This window comes from Olivibacter sp. EAT-5, from assembly GCF_044784325.1.
In the GTDB taxonomy this organism is placed as follows: domain Bacteria; phylum Bacteroidota; class Bacteroidia; order Sphingobacteriales; family Sphingobacteriaceae; genus Olivibacter; species Olivibacter oleidegradans.
This window is the reverse complement of sequence record NZ_CP173028.1, coordinates 1,468,711-1,491,919: the sequence shown is the minus strand read 5'-3', so window position 1 is coordinate 1,491,919 and position 23,209 is coordinate 1,468,711. Positions and strand designations below refer to the sequence as shown.

General features: G+C 40.3%; 23 protein-coding genes. 4 read left to right on the top strand and 19 right to left on the bottom strand.

Annotated elements, in window-relative coordinates; translation table 11 throughout:
• Positions 1 to 48: 48 nt before the first annotated feature.
• Positions 49 to 621 (top strand): peptide deformylase, encoded by a 573-nt coding sequence (gene def / locus ACH11B_RS06030; protein WP_013664460.1) that lies wholly within the window; start codon positions 49 to 51, stop codon positions 619 to 621.
• A gap of 2 nt (positions 622 to 623) precedes the next feature.
• Here def and ACH11B_RS06025 read toward each other — a convergent pair whose 3' ends face one another.
• From ACH11B_RS06025 to ACH11B_RS05980, 10 genes are all read right to left on the bottom strand, one after another.
• Positions 624 to 1,226, bottom strand: a complete 603-nt coding sequence (locus ACH11B_RS06025; protein WP_013664459.1) for a trimeric intracellular cation channel family protein — start codon at positions 1,224 to 1,226, stop codon at positions 624 to 626.
• A 40-nt stretch (positions 1,227 to 1,266) separates the two neighbouring features.
• Positions 1,267 to 1,908: a leucyl/phenylalanyl-tRNA--protein transferase gene (gene aat, locus ACH11B_RS06020; RefSeq protein WP_377610041.1), complete on the bottom strand. Its 642-nt coding sequence runs from the start codon at positions 1,906 to 1,908 to the stop codon at positions 1,267 to 1,269.
• A gap of 18 nt (positions 1,909 to 1,926) precedes the next feature.
• Positions 1,927 to 2,301, bottom strand: a complete 375-nt coding sequence (gene rbfA / locus ACH11B_RS06015; protein WP_289554161.1) for a 30S ribosome-binding factor RbfA — start codon at positions 2,299 to 2,301, stop codon at positions 1,927 to 1,929.
• A gap of 24 nt (positions 2,302 to 2,325) precedes the next feature.
• Entirely contained in the window at positions 2,326 to 3,528 is a 1,203-nt protein-coding gene (gene hflX / locus ACH11B_RS06010) for a GTPase HflX (protein ID WP_377610039.1), read from the bottom strand.
• A 305-nt stretch (positions 3,529 to 3,833) separates the two neighbouring features.
• Entirely contained in the window at positions 3,834 to 5,945 is a 2,112-nt protein-coding gene (gene recG / locus ACH11B_RS06005; protein ID WP_377610037.1) for an ATP-dependent DNA helicase RecG, read from the bottom strand.
• 17 nt (positions 5,946 to 5,962) lie between these two features.
• Positions 5,963 to 6,343 carry a RidA family protein gene (locus ACH11B_RS06000; RefSeq protein ID WP_377610035.1) on the bottom strand — a complete coding sequence of 127 codons (381 nt, stop codon included), beginning with the start codon at positions 6,341 to 6,343 and terminating at the stop codon, positions 5,963 to 5,965.
• A gap of 11 nt (positions 6,344 to 6,354) precedes the next feature.
• Positions 6,355 to 6,501, bottom strand: coding sequence for a DUF6728 family protein (locus tag ACH11B_RS05995; RefSeq protein ID WP_309010511.1), 147 nt, complete (start codon positions 6,499 to 6,501; stop codon positions 6,355 to 6,357).
• Between the two features lie 95 nt (positions 6,502 to 6,596).
• A complete protein-coding gene (locus ACH11B_RS05990; protein ID WP_377610033.1) occupies positions 6,597 to 7,985 on the bottom strand; it encodes an OmpA family protein in 1,389 nt (462 codons plus the stop codon).
• 306 nt (positions 7,986 to 8,291) lie between these two features.
• A complete protein-coding gene (locus tag ACH11B_RS05985) occupies positions 8,292 to 8,486 on the bottom strand; it encodes a DUF6358 family protein (protein ID WP_013664452.1) in 195 nt (64 codons plus the stop codon).
• A gap of 6 nt (positions 8,487 to 8,492) precedes the next feature.
• Complete coding sequence (locus tag ACH11B_RS05980) at positions 8,493 to 8,807, bottom strand: rhodanese-like domain-containing protein (RefSeq protein ID WP_013664451.1); 315 nt, start codon at positions 8,805 to 8,807, stop codon at positions 8,493 to 8,495.
• Positions 8,808 to 9,004: 197 nt separating this feature from the next.
• Here ACH11B_RS05980 and ACH11B_RS05975 point away from each other — a divergent pair, with 197 nt between their 5' ends.
• The gene (locus tag ACH11B_RS05975; protein WP_377610031.1) at positions 9,005 to 10,330 is read left to right on the top strand and encodes a M20/M25/M40 family metallo-hydrolase; all 1,326 of its coding nucleotides are present in this window, start codon (positions 9,005 to 9,007) and stop codon (positions 10,328 to 10,330) included.
• On the opposite strand, the gene ACH11B_RS05970 is transcribed toward ACH11B_RS05975, so the two are convergent.
• The 4 genes from ACH11B_RS05970 to pdhA form a co-directional block, all read right to left on the bottom strand.
• Complete coding sequence (locus ACH11B_RS05970; protein WP_377610029.1) at positions 10,327 to 10,896, bottom strand: hypothetical protein; 570 nt, start codon at positions 10,894 to 10,896, stop codon at positions 10,327 to 10,329. The genes ACH11B_RS05975 and ACH11B_RS05970 overlap by 4 nt on opposite strands.
• Positions 10,897 to 10,990: 94 nt before the next feature.
• Complete coding sequence (pafA, locus tag ACH11B_RS05965) at positions 10,991 to 12,649, bottom strand: alkaline phosphatase PafA (protein ID WP_377610027.1); 1,659 nt, start codon at positions 12,647 to 12,649, stop codon at positions 10,991 to 10,993.
• A gap of 192 nt (positions 12,650 to 12,841) precedes the next feature.
• Entirely contained in the window at positions 12,842 to 14,488 is a 1,647-nt protein-coding gene (locus tag ACH11B_RS05960) for a pyruvate dehydrogenase complex dihydrolipoamide acetyltransferase (RefSeq protein ID WP_013664447.1), read from the bottom strand.
• Between the two features lie 51 nt (positions 14,489 to 14,539).
• Entirely contained in the window at positions 14,540 to 15,535 is a 996-nt protein-coding gene (gene pdhA, locus ACH11B_RS05955) for a pyruvate dehydrogenase (acetyl-transferring) E1 component subunit alpha (protein ID WP_013664446.1), read from the bottom strand.
• A 387-nt stretch (positions 15,536 to 15,922) separates the two neighbouring features.
• On the opposite strand from pdhA, the gene ACH11B_RS05950 reads away from it, so the two are divergent.
• Positions 15,923 to 16,501 (top strand): C40 family peptidase, encoded by a 579-nt coding sequence (locus tag ACH11B_RS05950; RefSeq protein WP_041387987.1) that lies wholly within the window; start codon positions 15,923 to 15,925, stop codon positions 16,499 to 16,501.
• 188 nt (positions 16,502 to 16,689) lie between these two features.
• Positions 16,690 to 17,205: a phosphoribosyltransferase family protein gene (locus tag ACH11B_RS05945; protein WP_013664444.1), complete on the top strand. Its 516-nt coding sequence runs from the start codon at positions 16,690 to 16,692 to the stop codon at positions 17,203 to 17,205.
• A gap of 79 nt (positions 17,206 to 17,284) precedes the next feature.
• On the opposite strand, the gene ACH11B_RS05940 is transcribed toward ACH11B_RS05945, so the two are convergent.
• The 5 genes from ACH11B_RS05940 to ACH11B_RS05920 all read right to left on the bottom strand — a co-directional run bounded on the left by ACH11B_RS05940 (position 17,285) and on the right by ACH11B_RS05920 (position 23,163).
• Positions 17,285 to 18,697 carry a LysM peptidoglycan-binding domain-containing protein gene (locus tag ACH11B_RS05940; RefSeq protein ID WP_013664443.1) on the bottom strand — a complete coding sequence of 471 codons (1,413 nt, stop codon included), beginning with the start codon at positions 18,695 to 18,697 and terminating at the stop codon, positions 17,285 to 17,287.
• Positions 18,698 to 18,919: 222 nt separating this feature from the next.
• On the bottom strand, positions 18,920 to 19,108 hold the full coding sequence (locus ACH11B_RS05935; RefSeq protein WP_013664442.1) for a twin-arginine translocase TatA/TatE family subunit: 189 nt from the start codon (positions 19,106 to 19,108) through the stop codon (positions 18,920 to 18,922).
• Positions 19,109 to 19,260: 152 nt separating this feature from the next.
• Positions 19,261 to 20,538 (bottom strand): murein hydrolase activator EnvC family protein, encoded by a 1,278-nt coding sequence (locus ACH11B_RS05930; protein ID WP_377610025.1) that lies wholly within the window; start codon positions 20,536 to 20,538, stop codon positions 19,261 to 19,263.
• 106 nt (positions 20,539 to 20,644) lie between these two features.
• Positions 20,645 to 21,430, bottom strand: a complete 786-nt coding sequence (locus ACH11B_RS05925) for a DUF4292 domain-containing protein (RefSeq protein ID WP_198140319.1) — start codon at positions 21,428 to 21,430, stop codon at positions 20,645 to 20,647.
• Between the two features lie 20 nt (positions 21,431 to 21,450).
• On the bottom strand, positions 21,451 to 23,163 hold the full coding sequence (locus tag ACH11B_RS05920) for a tetratricopeptide repeat protein (RefSeq protein ID WP_377610022.1): 1,713 nt from the start codon (positions 23,161 to 23,163) through the stop codon (positions 21,451 to 21,453).
• Positions 23,164 to 23,209: the final 46 nt, after the last annotated feature.

The following is a 23,209-nucleotide window of genomic DNA, read 5'->3' as shown; positions in this document are numbered from 1 at the left end:
TGGCCTTTTACGTTTTGACTTTTGACTTTTTAATTTTTACTTTGCAACATGAAGTTACCCATAGTAGCATACGGAGATCCGGTATTAAAACGAAAAGCTATCGATATAGATAAAGATTATCCTGAACTGGAGAATCTAATAGCAAATATGTTCGAAACGATGTATGCTGCCCATGGTGTTGGTATAGCTGCACCGCAAGTCGGGCTTTCTATCCGACTCTTTGTCGTGGATGCGTCTCCTTTTGCAGAAGATGATGCCCCTGAATTGAAAGATTTTAAAAAAGTGTTCATAAATGCGCATATCGAAGAAGAAGAGGGAGAGAAGTGGGAGTTCAATGAAGGTTGCTTAAGTATCCCTGATATTAGAGAAGATGTAAGTAGGCACTCCATTATACATATAAGGTATTTTGATGAAAATTGGGTAGAACACCGTGAAAAATATGATGGCCTTGCCGCCAGGGTTATTCAGCACGAGTACGACCATATTGAAGGTAAACTGTTCACTGATAGATTAAGCGTATTGCGTAAGGCGATGTTGAAGTCTAAACTGGACGCCATTTCAAAGGGCCATGTAAAAGTGGATTACAAAATGAAGTTTCCTGCTCTTAAAAAGAAACGCTAAACTTATCCGCCAATGATGGGCAAAGAAAGTTTGTAGCGTACAGAAATGATTCGGATAATAAAAATAAGCGAAGCACTTAGGAAAGCATTGAGGTTGTCGTCCATACCAAAACTTGATAAGACAATAAATGAAATAGCGCCCGATAGACAGGCGGTGGCATAAATTTCCCGCCTAAAGATAAGTGGTGTTTCATTCATTAAAGTGTCGCGCGTTACCCCACCCATTACCGCGGAAAACATACCCAATACAATAGCTGCGATCTCGCTGCTGTCTGCAGCAAGTGATTTCTGCAGACCGACAATGGTAAAAAAGCTGATACCCAAGGCATCAAACATAAACAAGGTCCTTCTCAGTTTACCAAGGTATCGGTGCGTTGTGATGGCGATAATAACACCAATCAAAATAGCTAGAAGGTAGTTTCCGTCATCTACCCAAACGGGGCGTGTGTTCAAGAAAATATCCCGTAAACTACCGCCGCCAATAGCAGTGACAAAACCGGTAAAGGCAGCACCAAAGATATCTATCTTGTGATCAGCTGCCGTCATCGCTCCGGAAATAGCAAAGACTAATGCGCCGATTAAGTCTATCTGATAAAGTAAGTCCACAAAGGCTATGTTTCTTTATTACTAAACTAGCTTTTAAATACTAAGTTTGCAATAGCTGATAATAGCTTTTCGCCGGAATTACTTTTGCTCCCATGGATCGGAGATGCTCGCTTTCGATCTGGCAGTCTATGAGTTCAAACCGATTGGAGGTGCAAAGTTCAATTAAGGCTAACTTACTGGCATTCGGTGCTAATGAAAACATGCTTTCGCCGCAAAAAACATGGTTTCTTTTTCCGCAGATAACCCCATATAAGCCGCCTACTAATTGTTCCTTTTTCCACACTTCCACTGACATGGCAAAGCCCTCTTGGTGCAAGTTAATATAGGCCGTTTGCATATCTTCCGTAATCCAGGTTCCCTGTTGGCCCTTTCTGGGGCTCAATGCACAGTGATGGATGACCTGTGCGAAAGCTGAATTATAAGTAATCCGATAGCTATTGCTGCGCAGTTCCTTACGCATGCTTTTGCTGATTCTTAAATCTTGTGGCAATAGTATAAAACGATTGGGGGGTGCATACCATAATATAGGTGTGCTTTCATCATACCAAGGGAAGATCCCTTGTGCATAAGCACATCGAAGGCGTTCTGTTTTAAGGTCGCCTCCGATTGCAAGTAAGCCATCCTCCTCGGCTAATAAAGGATCCGGAAACCAAAAATCCTCCTCGTTAAGTTGAAAAAGCATGTTTAGCTAATAGCTGGCCTAATCCTCTTGTCTTGGTTCTTTACTTATTTTTTCAAAGAGCTTATCCATCCGTTCCACATATTCGTTTGTATCATCTACAAAAAATTCAAGTTGAGGAACAATGCGAGCTTGGTTCTTAATACGACTTCCTAATTTATATCGGATTTCACCGGCATGACTTTTTATGTTCGCAATCGCCTCTTGCACGTTTTTCGCATTGAGGAAACTCAGGTAGATGCGAGCAATGGCCAAGTCGGGTGTCACCCTTACTCGTGTCACTGTCACCAATGTATCAGGAGCCCATACCATCCCTTCCCTTTGAAATATATCAGCCAAATCTTGCTGGATTACACTAGCAAAACGTTGTTGTCTTTTACTCTCTGTTGATGCCATGTTTTCAATTTCTTTTATGAATGATTAATATAACAAATTATTGTACGGGTAGCGGGCTGTATGAATTTTGATTACCTTGTCGTATAAGAGCTGTCGGAATTCTTCAACGTTCTTTTTTTCTGTGGCAGAAATGAAAACGGCAGGGCTGCTGTGTTTAGCCATCCAACTGTTCTTAAAATCGTCAATAGTGATGTTTTTCTTCGCCTGCTCATCGCCGTTATCATCATGCGCTACTTCGGCAGGTTTGTAAGCGTCAATTTTGTTAAAAACGGTAATCACCGGTTTGTCTATTGCACCTAAATCTTTTAATGTCTCATTTACGGTATTAATGTGATCTTCAAAGTTCGGATGTGAGATATCAACCACGTGGACCAAAATATCAGCTTCACGAACTTCATCCAAGGTTGATTTGAAGCACTCCACTAAGTGATGTGGAAGTTTTCTGATAAATCCAACGGTATCGGATAGCAGAAATGGCAAGTTGTCGATGACAACCTTCCGGACAGTGGTATCCAGTGTGGCAAATAATTTATTCTCTGCAAAGACTTCCGATTTTGAGATCATATTCATGATCGTCGATTTGCCGACGTTCGTGTAACCAACTAATGCAACGCGAATTAGTTCACCTCTATTTTTCCGTTGGGTTTCATTTTGCTTATCAATCTGCTTTAGCTTTTCTTTTAATAAAGAGATCTTGTTTAAAATCATCCGACGGTCACTCTCAATCTGGGTTTCACCGGGTCCTCTCATTCCGATACCACCTTTCTGACGTTCCAGGTGGGTCCACATTCGCGTCAGACGAGGAAGTAAATACTGCAATTGAGCGAGTTCGACTTGTGTCTTTGCCTGCGCCGTTTTTGCGCGGTTAGCAAATATGTCTAGTATGAGATTGCTCCGATCCAGTATTTTAATCTTCAGTTCATTCTCGATGTTTCTTAGCTGAGAAGGGCTTAGTTCGTCATCAAATACAACTATATCTGCTTCCTCCGCGTTTACATATGCTTTAATTTCGTCTAATTTTCCACTGCCTACAAATGTAGCTCTGTCCGGCTTTTGCATCCGTTGTGTAAAAGTATTGATGGTCTCGCCTCCTGCGGTTTCGACAAGAAAAGCGAGTTCCTCGAGATATTCTTTTTCCTGATCTTCCGTTTCATTGGGTGTTATGATCCCCACTAAAACAGCCCGCTCAGGCTTTATTGCTGTGTCGTATATTTTTCTTATCGCCATAGTGTTCTTATGGAATTAAAATTACTAATAATAGTTCTATAACTTATGTTTATACGCAATTTTAACAATACATATAAACGTTCTTTCTTCATTGCTTATGAAAGAATCGTGCCTGAAACATGGATGAATACGTTGAAATGATTTTTATCAGTAGGTGAAACCCATACCTATCAAAATACCGCATTTGCGCCCAGGTTCTTTTGGCAGCGATAATATGATATGGAAGGGATTACATAACTGATACTTATTATAGGGTGAAATGATTTAATGGTACAAAGATACGACTTTTGCTTTAAAAATACATGTTATGAAATTTTATCCCAACTTATTCCTTTACTTTGCACCAGAAGGTGATCGCGAAGTAACCGATTTTTCGGGTCTTCAAGCTTCGGATCTTGTTTAAAGATATTGATCACTAGATTTCTCGCGTCTTGCAGCAAGACCTGATCAGTGCTTAAATCGGCTAGTTTAAGATCTAATATACCACTTTGTTGTGTGCCGGCAATATCTCCCGGGCCTCTCAGCTTAAGATCGGTTTCTGCTATCTCGAAACCATCGTTCGTTTTTACCATAGTACTTAGCCTGAGTTTACCCTCAGTACTTAGTTTGTTGGAAGACATCAGGATACAAAAGGACTGCTCTCCGCCTCGACCAACCCGACCACGTAGCTGATGCAATTGTGATAAGCCAAATCGCTCTGCATTTTCAATAATCATGACGGTAGCATTCGGCACGTTTACGCCAACTTCTATTACAGTAGTGGCAACCATAATCTGTGTTTCTCCTTTTACGAAACGCTGCATCTCAAAATCTTTATCTTTAGCCGGCATCTTTCCGTGGACAATGCTGATTTTGTATCTTGGAAGTGGAAATTCACGAGCTAGGTTTTCAATTCCTGCCTCCAAGTGCATTAGATCCAGTTTTTCGCTTTCTTTAATTAATGGATACACGACATATACTTGTCTTCCTTTAGCAATTTCATCCCGCATGAAACCAAACATCCTTAATCGGCTACTTTCGAATAAATGAAGCGTTTTGATGGGCTTCCTACCAGCGGGGAGCTCATCAATCACAGATACATCCAAATCCCCATAGAGCGTCATGGCTAAGGTACGAGGTATAGGTGTCGCCGTCATAACAAGCATGTGCGGAGGTATTTGATTTTTACGCCATAATTTGGCCCTTTGTTCAACACCAAATCGATGTTGTTCGTCAATTACGACAAGCCCTAAATTCTTAAATTGTACGGTATCTTCAATAAGCGCATGGGTACCAACCAATATGTCTAAAGATCCGTCTAGTAGGTTTTCGTGAAGAATTTTCCGCTCCTTTTTAGACGTCGATCCACTTAACAGTTTAATGGAAACAGGTAAGTCGTCAATTAAAGAAATTAAACCGTTAAAATGTTGTTGAGCAAGAATCTCGGTAGGGGCCATCATACAAGCCTGACAGCCATTGTCGACAGCCAACAACATGGTCATGAGTGCTACCACCGTTTTTCCACTGCCTACATCTCCTTGTAAGAGGCGATTCATCTGCGCTCCCGTATGCGTGTCATGCCGAATTTCTTTAATTACCCTTTTCTGTGCGTTTGTTAGCGGAAATGGTAGGTGCTCTTGATAGAAGGCGTTGAAATTACTTCCAACTTTATCGAATACATGGCCTTTGAACTTATGGGTCTGAAGCAGCTTGTTTTTTAACAATTTCAATTGTATAAAGAATAGTTCTTCAAACTTTAAACGTCTTTCAGCTGCCTTTAATTCCTCTACACTGGACGGGAAATGAATATGGGTGATCGCTTCTGCTTTTGAGATCAAATGCTGTTCTTTTAGCAGGTAAGATGGCAGGTTTTCCTCCATTTTTTTTGAAGCCCAAGCAACTAGCCCTTCTTGCAGTCGTTGAATCCCCTTTGTATCTAAAAAGGATTGCTTGAGTTTTTCGGTTGACCGATAAACGGGTTGTAAACTTGGATTACCTACGTTTTTATTAGCCTCATTATATAGCTCCATCTCCGGGTGCGTCATAGCGAATTGGCCATTAAAAAGGGTAGGTTTCCCAAATATGATATATACCGATCCGATTTTCAGACTCTTTTCCAGCCAACGGATGCTCTGAAACCAGACAAGCTCCATTAGTCCGGTTTCATCTTTAAATTGAGCAACTAGTCGTTTTCCTCTTTTTTGTCCTATCTGTTCTACGGTGGTTAATCTACCGAGAATTTGGACTGATGGCATGTCCGGATGTAGATCCTTTATCTTATAATATTTCGTTCGGTCGATATAACGGAAAGGGTAATAGTGTACAAGATCGCCAAAAGTATATATTGTCAGTTCCTTTTTGAGCAAATCTGCCTTTTGTGGACCGACACCTTTTAAGTATTCTATTGGTGTATGTAAACCATATTCAATCACAGGCATTCGTACCGACTTTGCAACTAGGCTTTCCAGGCAATACAAGAAATTTCAACATCCACTCCTTTAGGGAGCCCTTTTACGGCAATCGTTTCCCGTGCCGGGGCATTCTCCGTAAAGTATTCACCATAAACTTCATTGACTATATTGAAGTTAGCCATATCTGTTAGGAAAATACTCGTTTTAACCACATCTGCAAAAGAGTAACCCGCTTCCTGCAGAATAGCATGTAGATTTTCCAGCACTTGTTTGGTTTGTCCCGCGATACTGTCTAGAACTAAATTGCCCGATTCGGGAGATAAGGCTATTTGGCCGGATATATAGAGTGCATTGCCTGCTTTAACCGCTTGATTGTACGGACCAATTGGGGCAGGGGCGTTGTTTGTATTAATGATTTCTTTCATTTGATCTAGCATTAATTGAGGAAAAACCAGTCGATCAATTTATATAGAACTCCAAGTAGAAAGAGAACAATAGCTATTTTATTGATAGCATGCATTACCTTCAAATTGAAACTCTTTTTGGAGTTATTCTCTTGGTTCTTCTTCGGGAAAAAGTACATGTTACGAAATTAACCCAGATCGATGAGAATTCAAAGAAAAAACCCTCGGAACATTGTCCCGAGGGTTTCTATAATAACCTGCTTAATAGACAGGATTATTTTTTGAATTGTACGTTACGGTTCAACTGACGACCTTCTTCAGTAGCATTAGATGCAACTGGTTTAGTTTCGCCGTTACTTACCACATTGATTTGTGATGCAGCAACACCAGAGTTAACTAAGTAATTTTTAACAGAGTTAGCACGGTCTAAACCTAACTGGTAGTTGTACTCAGTTGTTCCTTCTTCAGAAGCATTACCTTCTAAAGTAAGTGTAGCACCGCTAGCACGTAAGTCAGAAGATACTTGATCTAAAGTTGGGTAAGAGCTGGTTTTCAATACAGAGCTATCGAATTCAAACTGGATGTTAGAATAAGAACCAGTTGAAAGAGCTGTTGTATCAGGCTCAGGGAATTTAATTGGACATCCTGATCCATCAACTTGTGTACCGGCAGGAGTGTTAGGACATTTGTCGAATTTATCGGCAACACCATCACCATCTGAGTCAGTGCTTAACGCTTGAACAGTTGATTCAAGAGCGCTTACACGTTGTTTCAATGCATCAACTTCGTTTCTCAATTCCGGATCTTTCAACTCATCGTAAAGAGTAGCTACAGGATTAGCCCAAGTCAAATCTTGTTTGTCTTTGCTTCCTAATGAGAACTCTAAACCAGCATGGGTGTAAGAGAATTTGTCGTTACTAGTTCTGCCTTGAACAGGACCGAATAAGTTTTTGGTATCAACAAAGTTCATAGTGTAGCCTAAATCTAGCGCTACGCGATCAGATAACTTGAATTTCAAACCTAAACCAACTGGAACAAACGCTTCACGAGTGTAATCTCTGTCGTGTTTGCCTTCACGGTCGCCAAGGCTCTCACCCCAGTTACCTTTGTTATCCCATGCAGTACCGGTTCCGTCGTTATTTGTATAACCAACTGGATTGAATGCCATCAAACCATAACCTACACTTGCGTAGAAATTAACAGCGTTTTCTCTTCTTAAGAAGTCGATGGTAGCAAATTGGAATACACCATTTAAGCTTACTGCGTATTGAACATCAGTTTCTGCTGATTGTGCGTTGATACCATTAACATTCTCCCAAGTAGGTAATACCTCAGGAGCTTGTCCTTCTGCATTATGCGTAAAAATACGGCCTCTGTTTGCATCTAATTGCAAACCGAACCAGCTTGAGAATTGTTTACGGACATTGATACCATAATATTCTCTTACAGGTGCTTCGAAAAGACCTACTTTTCTTCCATAAGCATTAGATCCTCCAATCAATACATTTGGAGTGGTTATACCGCCATTGATACCAATGGACCAAGTTCTGTATTGGCTTCTTCCGCCAAATACTTTAGCATCTTGTGCTTGAGCTGCCCCAGTGAAACCTAAGGCGGCAATCAAAGAGCAAGTAACTGCTTTTTTGATTGTAGAATAGTTCATACTTCGTTCTTTTAAAGGTTAAACAGTTTTAATTGTATAATTTGTATACAAAAATAGTTATTAGTTTTATTCATGCAACAATAGCAAATACTATTCCAAAAAAAAAGGCGGGCTCAATTTGTTGTTGTTAGCCCTTTTTGAATATATATTGCACCATTTGTTGTTGTATAAACGCTTGTTTTAAAGAGTCTTGCGGCTGCCGCGGCTTGTTTAGATAATTATAGACAAACTAAAAAATGGCCGAAAAAAAATAGCAAAAAAATGTCTACTATTGCTACAATATTGACTCAAATATAGTACAAAAACTCATTTTTTGCCGTTTCTGATCAATTCTTTCACCCTTTTAGCCAGCTTAATCTTCAAGTATATAAGAGCCGCGATTCCCAAAACGCTCACCGCCATGATGCTATACTGTTTACCATTATAAGACGCAATGGTACAATACGCAAGCACAAGAATCCCAATATTTAGAAAAATATTATAAAGAATTTGTTTCCCCATTTTTGTTTAATATACCTCCATATCCGGCTCAAAGGTGTCACGCCAGGCGAGAATGCCGCCTTCTAAGTTAGAGAGATTTGTATATCCCTCTTTTTCTAGCATTAGAATAGCCTGGGCGCTTCTCTTTCCACTTCTGCAATGCACTACAACGGGTTTATCCTTGCTGATTTTATCTTTCTCGATTAAGACTTGAGCAAGTGGAATATTTTCGCCTTTCAGATTGGATGTTTCATATTCGAACTCCTCACGTACATCTATCAGTTGAAAATCTTCATTCCGATCAATCTTCTCCTTTAGCTCCTCGACGGTTATTTCTTTCATGATCTATCTTTTTAAGAATTAATACTTGTAATCGTCAAAGCTAGGGAATTTGTTTAACTTTATTACCAAACTTAGTTAAACTTTCTTGTATACAGGAATCGGTCTACCGGTAATTTGCTTGCCTATGATATTGATCGATCTCATGACAAGTGATATTTAGGTAATTTACTAAGGAGATTAAAATTATTGCAATATTTATGTATAAAACAACAGCCCCTTTGAATAAGCTTTCCTTCGTTCTCTTTTTAGTGTTGGGAGCTTGCGCCAGTCAGAAGAAAGAGCGTATTGTTAGTGTCGATCAACAAGAGGTCCATCGAATTATATCGACGTTAGCAGATGATCGATTGAAAGGTAGGGCCGTGTTTACTCCTGAAATAGAGGAAGCCGCAACTTTTATTGAAGGGGAATTCAAAAAGGCAGGGCTACAGCCATTGAAGGCAAATGGAAATGACTTTTTACAGCGCTTTCAGGCCACTCAAATAAAACCTTCTCTTTGTGAGATTTTGTTAGACGGAAAGGAGCTGGACAGTGACGCCGGTTTTGTTCTAAGCGACCAGGCGGGTCTTAACTGGAATACCGATCCGGAAGTGCGGATTTTGTCCATAAGTGCCAGCGACAACTTTCGAAAGAAATATAAGGAGATTTCACAGCAAGATATTAATGCCATCGTTTGTGTTGACGAGAGTTTTGTAAAGGAATTTAATTATTTGAAACAGCATGCTGATAACGGGAGAATCTTATTAAATACCGATCAGAAGAAAAAAGGTTCACTTGTTTTTGTACTGAGCAAGGAACAGCCTAAGTCCTTTCGAATTAACTATACGGGTACGGTGGAGAATAAGGGACTCGCTAATGTAGTTGGTGTGCTGCCCGGGAGATCAAAACCCAACGAGTTTGTTATCTTCTCGGGGCATTATGATCACATCGGTGTCCTAAAACCTATTGACCGGGATTCTATTGCAAATGGAGCCGACGATGATGCATCGGGAGTCACCGCGGTAATCAGTTTGGCAAATATTTTTGCCAAGCAAAAAGATAATGAACGAACATTGATCTTCGCTGCTTTTACAGCTGAGGAATCGGGTGGTTATGGCTCACAATATTTTTCTAAACAGCTTAATCCGGATCATGTTGTGGCCATGATAAATATTGAGATGATTGGAAAGGATGCTAAGTTTGGGGCTAATTCCATGTATCTCACCGGCTTTGAGAAATCCGATTTGGGTAAGATTCTCCAGAGAAATGTGAAGGGGACGGGTTTTTCTTTTTATCCGGACCCTTATCCTGAACAGAACCTTTTTTATAGAAGTGATAATGCGACCTTGGCAGCGCTCGGCGTTCCCGCACATACAGTTTCTACGGTTCAAATAGATAAGGATAATTACTATCACACCGTGAAAGATGAATTAGAAACTTTAGATATTAAGAACATTGTTTCCTCTATTAATGCTGTTGCGTTAGGTGCGAGATCAATTATAGCAGGAAAGGACACGCCCACGAGGCTGGAGCCGTTAAAGAATTAAAGATCCTCTGCTATGAGCAGGTAGTCGGTTTGGAAATGAATTTCAAAGAAGCCGTCTGCTATGGTCTTGTATGCCTGATCGTGTTTTTTTTCCAACCCCTCTGTATGGAAAATAGCATCGCTTGCAAGTATGTAGACGTTTTCGCTCGCTGCCTTCCACTTTTTGAAACCAGATTTAATCGCGAAGATTTTCTGCTTACCGTTGATAAAAACCAGGTTGATAAGAGAAGCGAATTGTTGGAATAGATCCATCGAAAAGTCTTGTGAGATGATATTGACTGCAGGATACCCTTTTTCAACAAGATAATTTAATGCGTCTTTTTTAAAAGAGGAAGGGTTTCCGAAAAGCATGGTAACTCCATCTTGTTCGATCCTGTGCTCGTCATTTGTAATGACAACATCGATATGAATGTCGTTTCTCGATAGCCATTGCGCACTGTCTTTATTAGCGATAACTGTTGGTGCCCATTCCAATAACTGTCCAAGAAGTTCATAGCTTAGATCGGAAAAAAATTCCACTATTAAGGCAGGTTCCTGCTTCTCTTTTACTATATGGTGGGAGGACATATTAGTGGAATTAAAAAGTTCTATGTTTGGGAAGGATGATAAGACCGTTTTAAAGTCCGTAGAGATTATTTCACGCTACGGACTTTTATAATATCTATTGATTTAGCACTTCTACAATCGGACTGCCTATACTTCCATTTGGCTCTTGAATATGTAAGAGACCAGCCACTGTAGCAGCGATATCTGTCATTTCAGTAATACGATTGGTCGCGCCGTGTTTGATTCCCCAACCCATCCATACCAAGGGTATATGCGAGTCGTAAGGATTCCAGTTGCCATGGGTCGTACCGGTAGACTTGGCTGATCCGCTATACCATTGTGGCTCAAGGACAATTTGAATCGCGCCGCTCCGCTTATAGTTATAACCGTTAATAATGCGTTCTTTTATTCGCGATGGTATAGCGGCTTCTGATACCTTGTCCATTTCTGCTACAAAAGCAACGCCCTCTAAATTCCGTAGGTATTTTACCGCTTCGTCACAAATTGCTTGCCGATCAAGATTTCTTTCATTGATAAGCGTATTATTTAAATGAACCTGATAATTTGATAAGCTGATAACCAATTTGTCCGTATTAAACTTCGCTTTTAACTGTTCATTCAATCCTTGCTGTGCTGTTTTGGAATTGAAATACCCGCCATTACCTTGTTGGTCCATGAAGTACTGAGGATTATGGGCGGCACCATGGTCGGCCGTTAAAAATACAGTATATTGCCCTTGTCCAACGGTTTTGTCGAGGTAACTAAAGAAGTCTTCCAAATCTTTATCAAGACGGAGGTAGTTGTCTTCAACCTCTATTGAGTTTACAGCGAATTGATGGCCTATTTTATCGGGAGATGATATGCTGATTGCTAAAAAATCAGTAAAACCGCCGGGATTGTTTCCCAATTCTTCATTGCTAATAGCGGCTTTTGCCAAATCGAGTGTCAACGTATTTCCATAAGGTGTCGTAGCAACCAAGCCTATTCCATTTTCTTTAAGCAGTTGAGACGTTTTAACAGGGAAAGTTGGTGATTGAGTACCTTTAAACTTTCCTTCATACGGATTATTGTCTTCAATGCTCTGTTTATAGGTTTCAATAGGGTATAACGTATTCCAGTCTTGTTTTAAATACTTTTCCGCAAGTTTTTGTTTGTTGAAATCTTTCACCCATTTAGGCAAGTCAGTCATATAGTATGAGCTACTGATCCAGTCGCCACTATTATCAAACCAATAAGCAGCATCAGCAAAATGGCCGGCTGGTAAAATAGCACCTCGATCTTTTATAGCAATTCCAATCACCTTAGAACGGAAATTGGAGGTTAATTTAAGTTCATCCGTTATGGTGGATGCCAGTAGGTTCCTTGGCGACATCTTGCCCGCTGCATTACCAACGGCCGTTCCTAATGGGGTAACCGTTTCATCTTCCGTGCAATACATGCTTTTTCCTGTAGCTTGTATGATAAAGTCGTTCCCGGCAATTCCGTGGATAGCAGGCGTTGTACCGGTGTAAACCGAGCTGTGTCCGATGGCGGTAACGGTCGGGATATAATTAATATAGGTGTTTTCGCAGGAAAAACCGTTGTTTAACATGCGCTTAAAGCCGCCTTCACCATAGCGGTCGTAATATCGATATAAGTAATCCCAGCGCATTTGGTCCACCATAATCCCTACTACCAATTTAGGTCGATCTACTTCTTTGGATGTTTTTTGTTGGGCTTGCGCACTGTATAAGCTGATACAACAGCATAAAATTAAGAGTCGTTTAAATATCATATTTCAATTACTGTTTGTTTGCCGCCAAAATCGTAAATAAAGTTTTGAATTAACAACTTTGCGTGTGATTTTTCTGTTATACTAGGTTCGAAAGAATGATAAAGGGATCGGTCCCGACCGGCAGGCTCATCATCGCTAAATGAAAAAAGGCATCTGCCTGTTCAGGAGATGCCTTTTTTCTATTTGAATTTTTTAAACTAATAACCGAACGGGTTCTTCTAGCAGTGATTTAACAGTCTGCAAGAAAGCGGCCCCCGTAGCACCGTCTACTACACGGTGGTCACAGCTTAAAGTAATCTTCATGATGTTGCCTGGGACAACCGCACCGTTTTTAACCACGGGTACCTGTTGTATGCCGCCAATGGCTAATATACAAGAGTCAGGTGGATTAATGATGGCGGTAAATTCGTCGACGCCGAACATACCCAGATTAGAAACCGTAAAGGTAGAGCCTTCCCAGTCTTTCGGCTGTAGTTTTTTGGCTTTAGCACGTTGTGCAAAATCTTTCACTTCAGCCGATATATGTGATAATGTCTTTCCATCAGCGAAACGGACCACAGGAACTAATAAGCCTTCGTCCACGGCAATAGCGACACCAATATTAACGTGCTCATTATAGCGAATTTTATCGCCCAACCAAGAAGAGTTAACATTAGGATGTTGTTTTAGCGCAACGGCAACAGCTTTGATGACTAAATCGTTGAAAGACACCTTAACAGGAGCAACTTCGTTGATTTTATTCCGTGCGGAAATAGCGCTATCCATGTCAACTTTCACTGTTACATAGAAATGTGGAGCAGTAAATAAGCTTTCCGAAAGACGTTTAGCAATCGTTTTACGCATTTGAGTCACAGGCTTTTCGGTAAACCGCTCTTCTCCGATAAATTGCGGAATAGTAACAGACTTACTTTCGGCGCTTGGAGCAGCAGCCGGTGCTTCAGTCTTTTGTTTAGCAGCAGGCGTGAAGGATTCGACATCCTTTTTGATGATACGGCCATTCTCTGCCGAACCTTTCAGTTCATTTAAATCAATACCTTTTTCTTTCGCAATTTTTCGCGCTAAAGGAGAAGCTTTAACTCGGGACGAGTCAGAAGAAGTAACTTCTTTGCTTTCCGCTTGGCTTGGCTCGTTTGCTGCGCTAGTTGACGCTTCTTCTTTTTTAGGAGCTTCTTGTTTCTTCGGTTTACTGCTTTTCTGTTTAAGCAAAGGCGTTACATCGGTACCTTCTTTTCCTACAATGGCAATAATATCATTAACTTTTGCTGCCTGACCTTTTTCTACTCCGATGTACAGTAAGGTGCCTTCAGCATAAGCAGTAACTTCCATGGTTGCTTTGTCCGTTTCTACGTCGGCAATTACATCATCACTTTTAATCTTGTCGCCAACCTTGAAATGCCATTCTGCAATTACGCCTTCGGTCATTGTATCACTCAGCAATGGCATAGTGATTACCGTTGCACCTAATGATTCAGCACTTACTTCTTCACCCTCATCTTCATCTTCTGTTTCTTCCTGTGCCGGAGCCTCTTCTTCTTTTTTATCTTCTTTAGTTGAAGGCGAAGCGCCGCCATTACCATTAAGTAATGCCTGATAATCTTCTCCTTCTTCTCCTAATACGGCAATTACAGCATCGATAGGAACTGCTTCGCCTTCCTTAGGACCTATATATAATAGTGTGCCTTCCTGATAGGATTCAAAATCCATGGTAGCCTTATCGGTTTCAACCTCAGCAATTAAATCTCCTGAGCTAACCTTATCGCCTACCTTTTTATGCCATTTTGCAATTACACCTTCTGTCATGGTGTCGCTCATTTTAGGCATTCGAACTACTTCAGCCATAATATTATCTGGGGTTTTTTATCTATTTAAATTATTAAGATTGCACTCCTGTTAATCCATAATATATGGATAATCGTTCTGCACATACACGTCTGTATATAGCTCTTCCGGGTTTGGATACTCAGATTCCTCAGCAAATTTAACCGCTTCATCAACAATACGTTTTACTTCGGCTTCCTCCTGATCAAACCATTGCTCATCGGCATACTTATTCTCTATAATGGCATGCTTAACCGCGGCAATTGGATCGCGCTCTTTATATTGTTCTAATTCTTCTTTTGTACGGTATTTGGCAGGATCCGACATAGAGTGTCCCTTATAACGATAGGTGCGAATCTCCAAAAACGTTGGTCCTTCCCCTTTTCTGGCACGCTGAACGGCTTCGTCCATTGCATTATGAACTGCTACAACGTCCATACCATCAACCGGAGCGCTTGGCATATCAAAGCCTAAGCCCATTTTATAAATGTCAATCATGTTAGTCGTCCGCTTAACGGAAGTACCCATCGCATAACCGTTATTTTCGCAAACGAAGATTACCGGAAGCTTCCAAAGCATTGCCATATTAAAGGTCTCGTTTAAAGACCCTTGTCTTACAGCTCCGTCTCCCATGTAACAAACGCAAACATTATCTGTACCATTGTATTTTTCGGCAAAAGCAAGACCTGCACCTAATGGTATTTGTCCTCCTACGATACCATGGCCTCCCGCGAAATTGTTTTCCTTATCAAAAAAGTGCATTGATCCACCCTTTCCTTTCGAACAACCCGTTACTTTCCCGAATAACTCTGCCATAGCTGCATTGGCGCTCATGCCTTTGGCAAGGGCATGGGCATGGTCACGATAAGCAGTGATCATGGAGTCCTCTTTACGAAGAACTGACATGGCACCTGCAACAACGGCTTCCTGTCCAATATATAGATGGCAAAAGCCTCTTATTTTTTGTTGACCGTAAAGTTGACCTGCTTTTTCCTCAAACTTACGCATAAGTAACATCGACTTATACCACTCTAGATATGTTTCTTTTGTTATTGGTGTTGAACTCATCGCTTTATGTTCGTGTACTTAATTTACTGGAAGGCAAATCTAATCAATTGTTGCGATATTCACAGAATGTACGTGAGAGAAAGTGAATTATTATTTGTTTTTCTCCTCCTTTTTTTATTGGCCTGTATGGTATATAGTACACATGTCAAAAAAATGTTAAAATTGTGTTTGCTTTTTTTGACAAAATAAAAGTTTTCATTTAGATTTGCGACACACCTGTTTTAGTGCATGGATAAACTTTTACATTAAAAAACAACATTGTTAACCTTAAACGGATAGTCAATCAAGCCAATGGGGGATAAGAATGACCTTCCTGTAAGTAAATTAACGCAGATGAAAACTGCATGTGCTCATGCAAGCTTCATTAACTGGAAAAATTTTATTCAAATGAAAAAAACGCTTTTGGTAGTATGCATACTGCTAGGTGCTCTGTCACTAAACCTTCAGGCCCAAACCTTAACTGAAAAAAATAATTCACCCGAAGATCCGGATAATTTAGCCAAAGAGTATTTTTCCCAAATAATGGGGATTGCTGCTTCAGCAACCACCAATACAAAGCTTTATCAGTTTGTTTATGATTGGATTGGCACACCCTATCGATTAGGAGGTAAAACAAAAAAGGGCATTGATTGTTCCAAGTTTGCCTATGAGCTATACGAAAAGGTGTTTAATACGTCGATCGGAAATAATTCAAGAAATATTTATACACAAGTTGATCCCATCAACAAAAATGAACTGAAGCCCGGCGACCTGGTGTTCTTCAAAATAAGAAGTAGAAGTATTACACATGTTGGCGTTTATTTGGGTGACAGGAAATTTGCGCACGCTTCTACCAGCAGAGGCGTTATGATTAGCAATCTTGATGAAGCTTATTGGAAGCGCTATTATTTCAATGGCGGCCGTATGAGCTTGAAAGCACAGAATGAGAATGCGTCGGAAGAGGAAGACGTTCTTCATTTAAATTAGCAATCGATTTTTCTAAAATCAGTCGGCTTGGCCTAATTCCACTGTTAGTAGTTTTCTATTTAGTGATTGCTCATTGGCTTATCACCTCAATTAGCCAAACGCGAGTTGGTGAGTGATGAACAAATGCGCATATCCATCCCTTTTACCTTAAAAAAAAATTTACTACTTTTATGCACAGGAATAATGCTATGGCAAGCGAAAAAATATTGATTTTAGACAAGGACCAGATTCAGAAAAAAATTACAAGAATTGCTTATCAGATTTTAGAAGATAACTTTGAAGAAAAAGAGATTGTTCTAGCGGGTGTTGCCGAAAGAGGATATGTTTTGGCTCGTCGCTTAAAAGAAGAACTAGCAAAAATTTCATTGGCGGTCGATGTCAAGCTTATCAACATTTCATTAAATAAAGTCAGTTCTACCCTGCAAGCAGAAACCGATATTTCGGTAAGTGAGGCGAAAGATAAAGTGGTAATATTGGTGGACGATGTATTGAATAGTGGGCGGACTTTAGCCTATGGTTTGGGTGTTTTTTTGAATGTTCCCTTAAAGAAGCTGAGAACGGCGGTTCTAATTGATAGAAGCCATCATAAATTCCCTGTTATAAGCGACTTCTCCGGACACAAATTATCTACCATTCTTAATGAGCATGTTTCTGTGACACTCGAAGGTTTTGAAAACGAACAGGACGCTGCGTACCTGCACTAGATGAGTGCCCTCGGTAGGGTTCCGCCAGCAGTCGAAGGACCCCGGCGTCAACCCTTAATGCATAAGCAATATTTTATTTTTAAAGGCTATTGATCTTTAAAGTCATCCCTGGTTTGATAGATGAGCCATTTAAATTGTTCATTGCTTTTATATTATTGACAGTGGCTCCTCTGTATTTTTGGGCGATTCCGGAAAGTGTATCTCCTCTTTTAACTTTATAGGTTACGTAATTAACGGATTTTCTTTCCAAGCTCGTTTTTTTCCCTGCTGCATAACCCGGTTCAGAGATCTTTAAACGCTGTCCCGGAACAATGGCATTTCTCCTCAACCTATTCCAAACCTTCAAGTCCTGTACCTCTACTTGATATTTATTGGCAATTGAGCTTAAGCTTTCACCTCTTCTTACGCGATGATAAATAGCTTTTCTATCGGTATTAGATGCTGTAATAACTTTTGCAGGAGCATCGGTCGGTGTATTTAAAGCTGCATACAAGCTGGCATAAGCGGTTTTATCTACCGCAGGGACGACTAAACGCTTCGGAGCCTCCGGTGTACCATTGATGATGCTCTTTTTATAGGCCGGATTTAGCGTGATCAATTGGTTCAGGTCGAGGTTTAACGCCTCTGCAATGCCTGATAATGGAATAAACTTATCGATCAAAATGACGTCGGTACCTTTCTCCGCTGTAAGGGCAGATCCGCTCCCGGAGGGTGTTGCAATTCCTAATACTTCATAGTTATTTAGCACGAAGGTCATGGCAATAAAAGCGGGCACATAATTACGTGTTTCCTGGGGAAGATATTTTCGCACGGTCCAAAAATCAGGTTTTTCAATACCTGAGCGTTGTATCGCTCTGGCTACATTTCCTTTTCCGCAATTATAGGATGCTATTGCAAGTTGCCAATCGCCAAATTCGTTGTAAGCATCTTTTAGATAAGCCGCCGCTGCATAAGTCGCGGCATAGGGGTCTTTCCGTTCATCAACGTAGTTGTCTATATTTAAATTAAACGCTTTTGCCGTAGCGAACATAAATTGCCAAGGACCGGTTGCGCCCACCCTTGAGACCGCATGTGGATTTAAAGCTGATTCAATGATAGATAAATACTTTATTTCCTGTGGCAAATCCGTCTCTGCAAATACTTTCTCGTAAATGGGAAAATAGTACTGCGCTAACTCAAGCATTTTAGAAAGATGGTTTTTATAGCGCGGTGCCGTATAAGCATCTATATAAGATTGGACATAGCTATTGTACGTTAAGGGGATTACCTTTTGCAAAGTGTCCAGTTGCTTTTTTATATTTTGAGGGGCGAGATACCAGGAGAGATCGTGAGGGTGGGAATTTTTCCTGAGTGTAGAATCTTCGCTAGATAGAACATTCGAAGAGGCACTTAATTTCGAAGGTTCGTCGGTATCTTTGCTTGTTGTTGCCTGCGTCAATTGAACGCAAAATAGCATACCTACGGCAAATGCCGAAAATCTTTTCAATATCATGTCTTATATTTAAGGCTGTTGATTATCAAATCAGTTCATTATTGCTAAATACGTTAACATATTTTGAGCCACGCTCAAAAGAGGTTTGATAATAATTTCTTAAACAACGTTTTAATCAGCTCACTTAGTATAGTAAGTTGATTTTTTTTTGAAATAATAATAAAAAAAGCTGCTGCAACATGCTATATGTTACAACAGCTTATCCTTTATAAGAATGAGGGATTATTGTTTTTCCTCTTTAACTTCATCTTTCGTGGTTCCGGCTTGGCCTTCTTTAAATTCTCTCACACCGCGTCCTAATCCACGCATCAACTCAGGAATTTTCTTTCCACCAAATAATAATAACAAAGCAAGAACGATAATTGCTATTTCAGGCCCACCAATACCCAGTAACAAAATTGTGTTTAACATAACTCAATATTTAAAATCTTTATTCAATGACTACATTGTAGTTTTTATTCTTTCCTCAATATACGTAATCGTCTTACGTCCAGTTTACAAACTTATGTAAAAATGCTTAGATAAACAATTTTTTATCGTTTATCATTTCACCACTTGTATGGCTAATTTCCCGCTAACCAACTACTTGGGTTGATAGGCGAAGTTCCTTGCCACAGTTCAAAGTGTAAATCGGAAGTTCCTTCCGTCGCATCTACAGCTACTGTGCCAATTGTTTGTTTTACAGAAACCTTCTGATTTCTGGAAACACTGACCGTTTTCATGTTTTGATAGACAGTGAAGTAATTACCATGACGTATAATAACAGTATATTGATTTTGGAGTTGCACGATTGATGTTACAACACCATCAAATACGGCCCGTACGGCGGCACCTGCTGCTGTACGAATGGTTAAGCCGTTACTATTAACTTTAACACCTTTTCCATAAGTATATTGTCCGTAACCTTGCGTTACCGATCCCGAAGCTACCGGCCAGGGGAGTCGCCCACGATTACCTGTGAAATCTGCTGCTAATTTAGCCGCCTCTGGTGTTGACAAGAGCGCCTCTTTGTCGGTTTTTCTAGCGGTTGGCTCCGGAGCCTTCGCATTAGGGTTTTTCTTCGCCAACTCTGCTGCTCGTCGTCTTTCTTCTTCTTCTGCCCTTCGCCGAGCTTCTTCGATCTCTCTTCGGATAGCCGCCTGTATGGCACGTGCTAAACGCGCATCTTCCTGCTGCTTCTTATTCAGCTCTTGCTTATATTCTTTTTCCTTCTTGGTAAGATCGTTAAGCACTTTTGATTTAACAGATTTTTGGCCGTCGAGCGCTTGCTTCTCTTTTTCCTGGTCGCTCAGAAGTACTACTTTCTCCTTTTTATTACTCGCCAATTCGGCAATTTTTTGCTCAATACTTTTCTGCGTTTCCTCTATCTCCTTTGCTTGTTTTTTCCGGGAATCGCTGAATTGCTGAAGGTATTTAAGGCGCTTATACGCTTGATTAAAGTCGTTAGAAGCAAAAATGAACATCAATTTATTGTAAGCGCTCGAGTTGCGAAACGCAAACTGTACCATGGACGCATATCCTTTTTTGAGCTTCGCCAATTCATTCTGCAAGGAGCGGATCGTATTGGTATTTTTGGCTATCTGGCTCTCTATTAAATTGACTTCGCTATTAATCGTTTTGATTTTTTTCACCCGTAGGTTGATTTGGGCGTTAAGGGCATTTACCTGTTTGAGCGATAATGACTTGTCTTTTGATGTAGAACGTAAAGTTTGATTCAATAATTCTATTTCACGTGTAAGGGCCTCCCGCTGCTTTTTCAACTGTGCGCTCGACTGTGCCCAACTAGATAGGCCTATCCCCATAAATAACAGCAAACAGCATATTGACTTTATCCGAATCATTCTCTTCTTCAAATCATTGATGATGTATTACATTACATCGTTATTTTAACGTATTTATTGCCAACGAAAGTACTAAAATATTTTTATCTCGATAAACATTTGTTGATTAACGTATTCCACTTAAGGGCTTATATTTTGACGGAATAGTGAATGGCATCTCTACGGCCTCATTCAAAGCAATACGATTGTACTTTAGCTGTAATTCCAGTTTTACAGCGGATGAATTAGCGGTTAAACGAATATCCTTAGGTACCGGATGTTTGCCTATTAATGCAAAATCAGAATAATCCGTATTTACTTGGCGTTCCTGATTGTAAGTGCTTAAACTACAATTAGTGACCCTGAAATTGTCATCTGTTCTTACTAAGAAATTTAAATCATTTTTAAAGCCACTTAGTAAATAACCTAAATCTCCTTTTTTTGCCTCGTTCGAATAACTCAACGCTTGATCAATCATATTGCCTACCATCATAGCCTGTAGATTACCATAAGTAATCTCTTCGGAGGCAAATTGATGTAAAAAGGCAAAGGGTTCGTCGATGTAGGTTCCGTTGATACGATTCATCATTCGAAAGCGGGTCGGCGTGATTAATACGCGAGCAGCCTCGATTCCAAAGACGGTGGTAATAGATATCCATATCGCTTCCTGGTTTTTTATCTTGATATTTAAGGTTGCATCATAGTTGTCTTTATTGATGGCAACGGCCGATTTTGCTTTAGCACTGAAGGTGTTGAAGCTCAATTGATTGTCAAGGATACCATTCACCAATACCCGATTATCCAAGGTGATCCGACTTTCTTCTTTGGTTGCGTCGACTATTACTTTTTTGCTTTTGCAAGCGACGATCAGCAAGCTAGCCGATAAAACCGTCAAAATGGATAGCTTTCGCAAATTTGAATGGTTAAAAGGCATTACTCAATATACTTTTTAGCATCGATCTTTTTAGTTAAAAGCTCCACATTTTCCCCCGTAGTTTCCCCGGTGGCTTTTGCTTCCTTCCATTTGGAAACGGCTTTTTCGATGTCACCCAGTTTAAACAATATATCACCATAATGTTCAAGGAGCGCAAAGGACTTTTCCCCTGAATTGGTGATTGCTTTTTCGATCCATTTTAAAGCTTCAGCGTAATTGCCTTGTTGAAACAGCACCCACGCGTACGTGTCTTGAAATGTCGGATTATTAGGCTCTAATTCGTTTGACTTTCTCGACATCTTAGCGGCCGCTTCTAAATTGGTTTTTCGAAGCGATAAATAGTAGGCGTAATTATTAAGCGTTCCCACGTTGTTGCTATCAATGGCAAGCGCCTCCTCATAGGCTTGATCGGACTCTGCAAACATATCCAAGGCGTGATAGGTGTCACCTAAGCTGCTATATACTTGCGTAAGCAACGGGGTGTTTTTCTCGTCAACATAATTAAGCGCGGCTTCAAAACAACTTCTTGCATCCGTATATTTCTTCTCCATAAAGAAAGCATGCCCCGAAAAAAACTGAGTTAAAGGCTGTTGCGGAAACAATGCAGAGGCTTTATAAGCATGTGCCAAAGCCTCTTTTTGCATACCTAAGCTGAGCTCTATCTGTAATAGTTGTTCCCAAATAGTATTCACCCGGCTGTTGATATCGATCGCTTTGAGATATTGTTCCCGAGCTTCCTTCAGTTGTTTTTGTTGGGCTAATATATCTCCATATAAAGCAAAAGCACGTGCATCCGTTGGATAGCTTATCGTTAATGTATTCGCTAAATCGCGAACGATAGGTGCCATTTCATTACTCTTCGGGTCAGACATGAGACTGATCAATAGGCGCATTTTCCCTTCGAAATCCATCCGTTCACTGGCAAAAGCCATTCGAAGCTCCCGAGTTGATTTTTCCTCATCTTTCAAATTGTGATAGGCATCCGCTTTACTTAAAGAAATGTAAGGATCGCCGGGGATACGTGCATGTCCTTCGTCCAAGACCTTAATAGCTTCCTTGGGCTTGTTAAGCTTTAAGTATAAGTTGGCTAAGAGTAGATATCCTTTTGTACTATCCGGTTCCTTTTCGATAATAGAGGTGACTTCTTCGATGGCCTTTTTGGGTTGTTTTTGTTTTAAGTATATCTCCTGCCGCGCAATAATGATGTTATCATCCTTTCCGAACTTTTGCTCTATTTCATGGTAAGCCTGTAGTGATTTGTCAAGCTCATTATTAAGGAAAAGGGCGTAAGCACGATCATAGAAGTACTCTTTCTTTTCGGGTTTGATGCGAATCAGCTGGTCAAAAATAGGAGGGAGGGAGTTAAAATCCTCCATCCGTTTGTAAATGTCTGCCAACAAAACCCAATACCACTCATTATCTGGTTTTAGTGTTGTTGCTTTTTTTGCATGGATGGCAGCGTCACCTAGATTTTTATCTTCCAACTCTAATCGGGCTAATTCGAAATAAGCAGCATCGTTGCTGTCGTCTAGCTTTAACAACTTGCGAAGTGTAGTTTGCGCTAGGTCAATATCTCCTCGGGCCTTTTCGTTGAGCGCCTGGTAATATAAATCCTTTACCTGACTGCTGTCTGTCGCTGTTTGCGCAAGTACCTGTTGTCCACTTATTAATAAAAGGCATATAAACCAGTATATTTTATTCTTTAAAATCATCTTACAATTGTTGTTTTAAATCGTACTCGTTTCACAATAGTCGGCC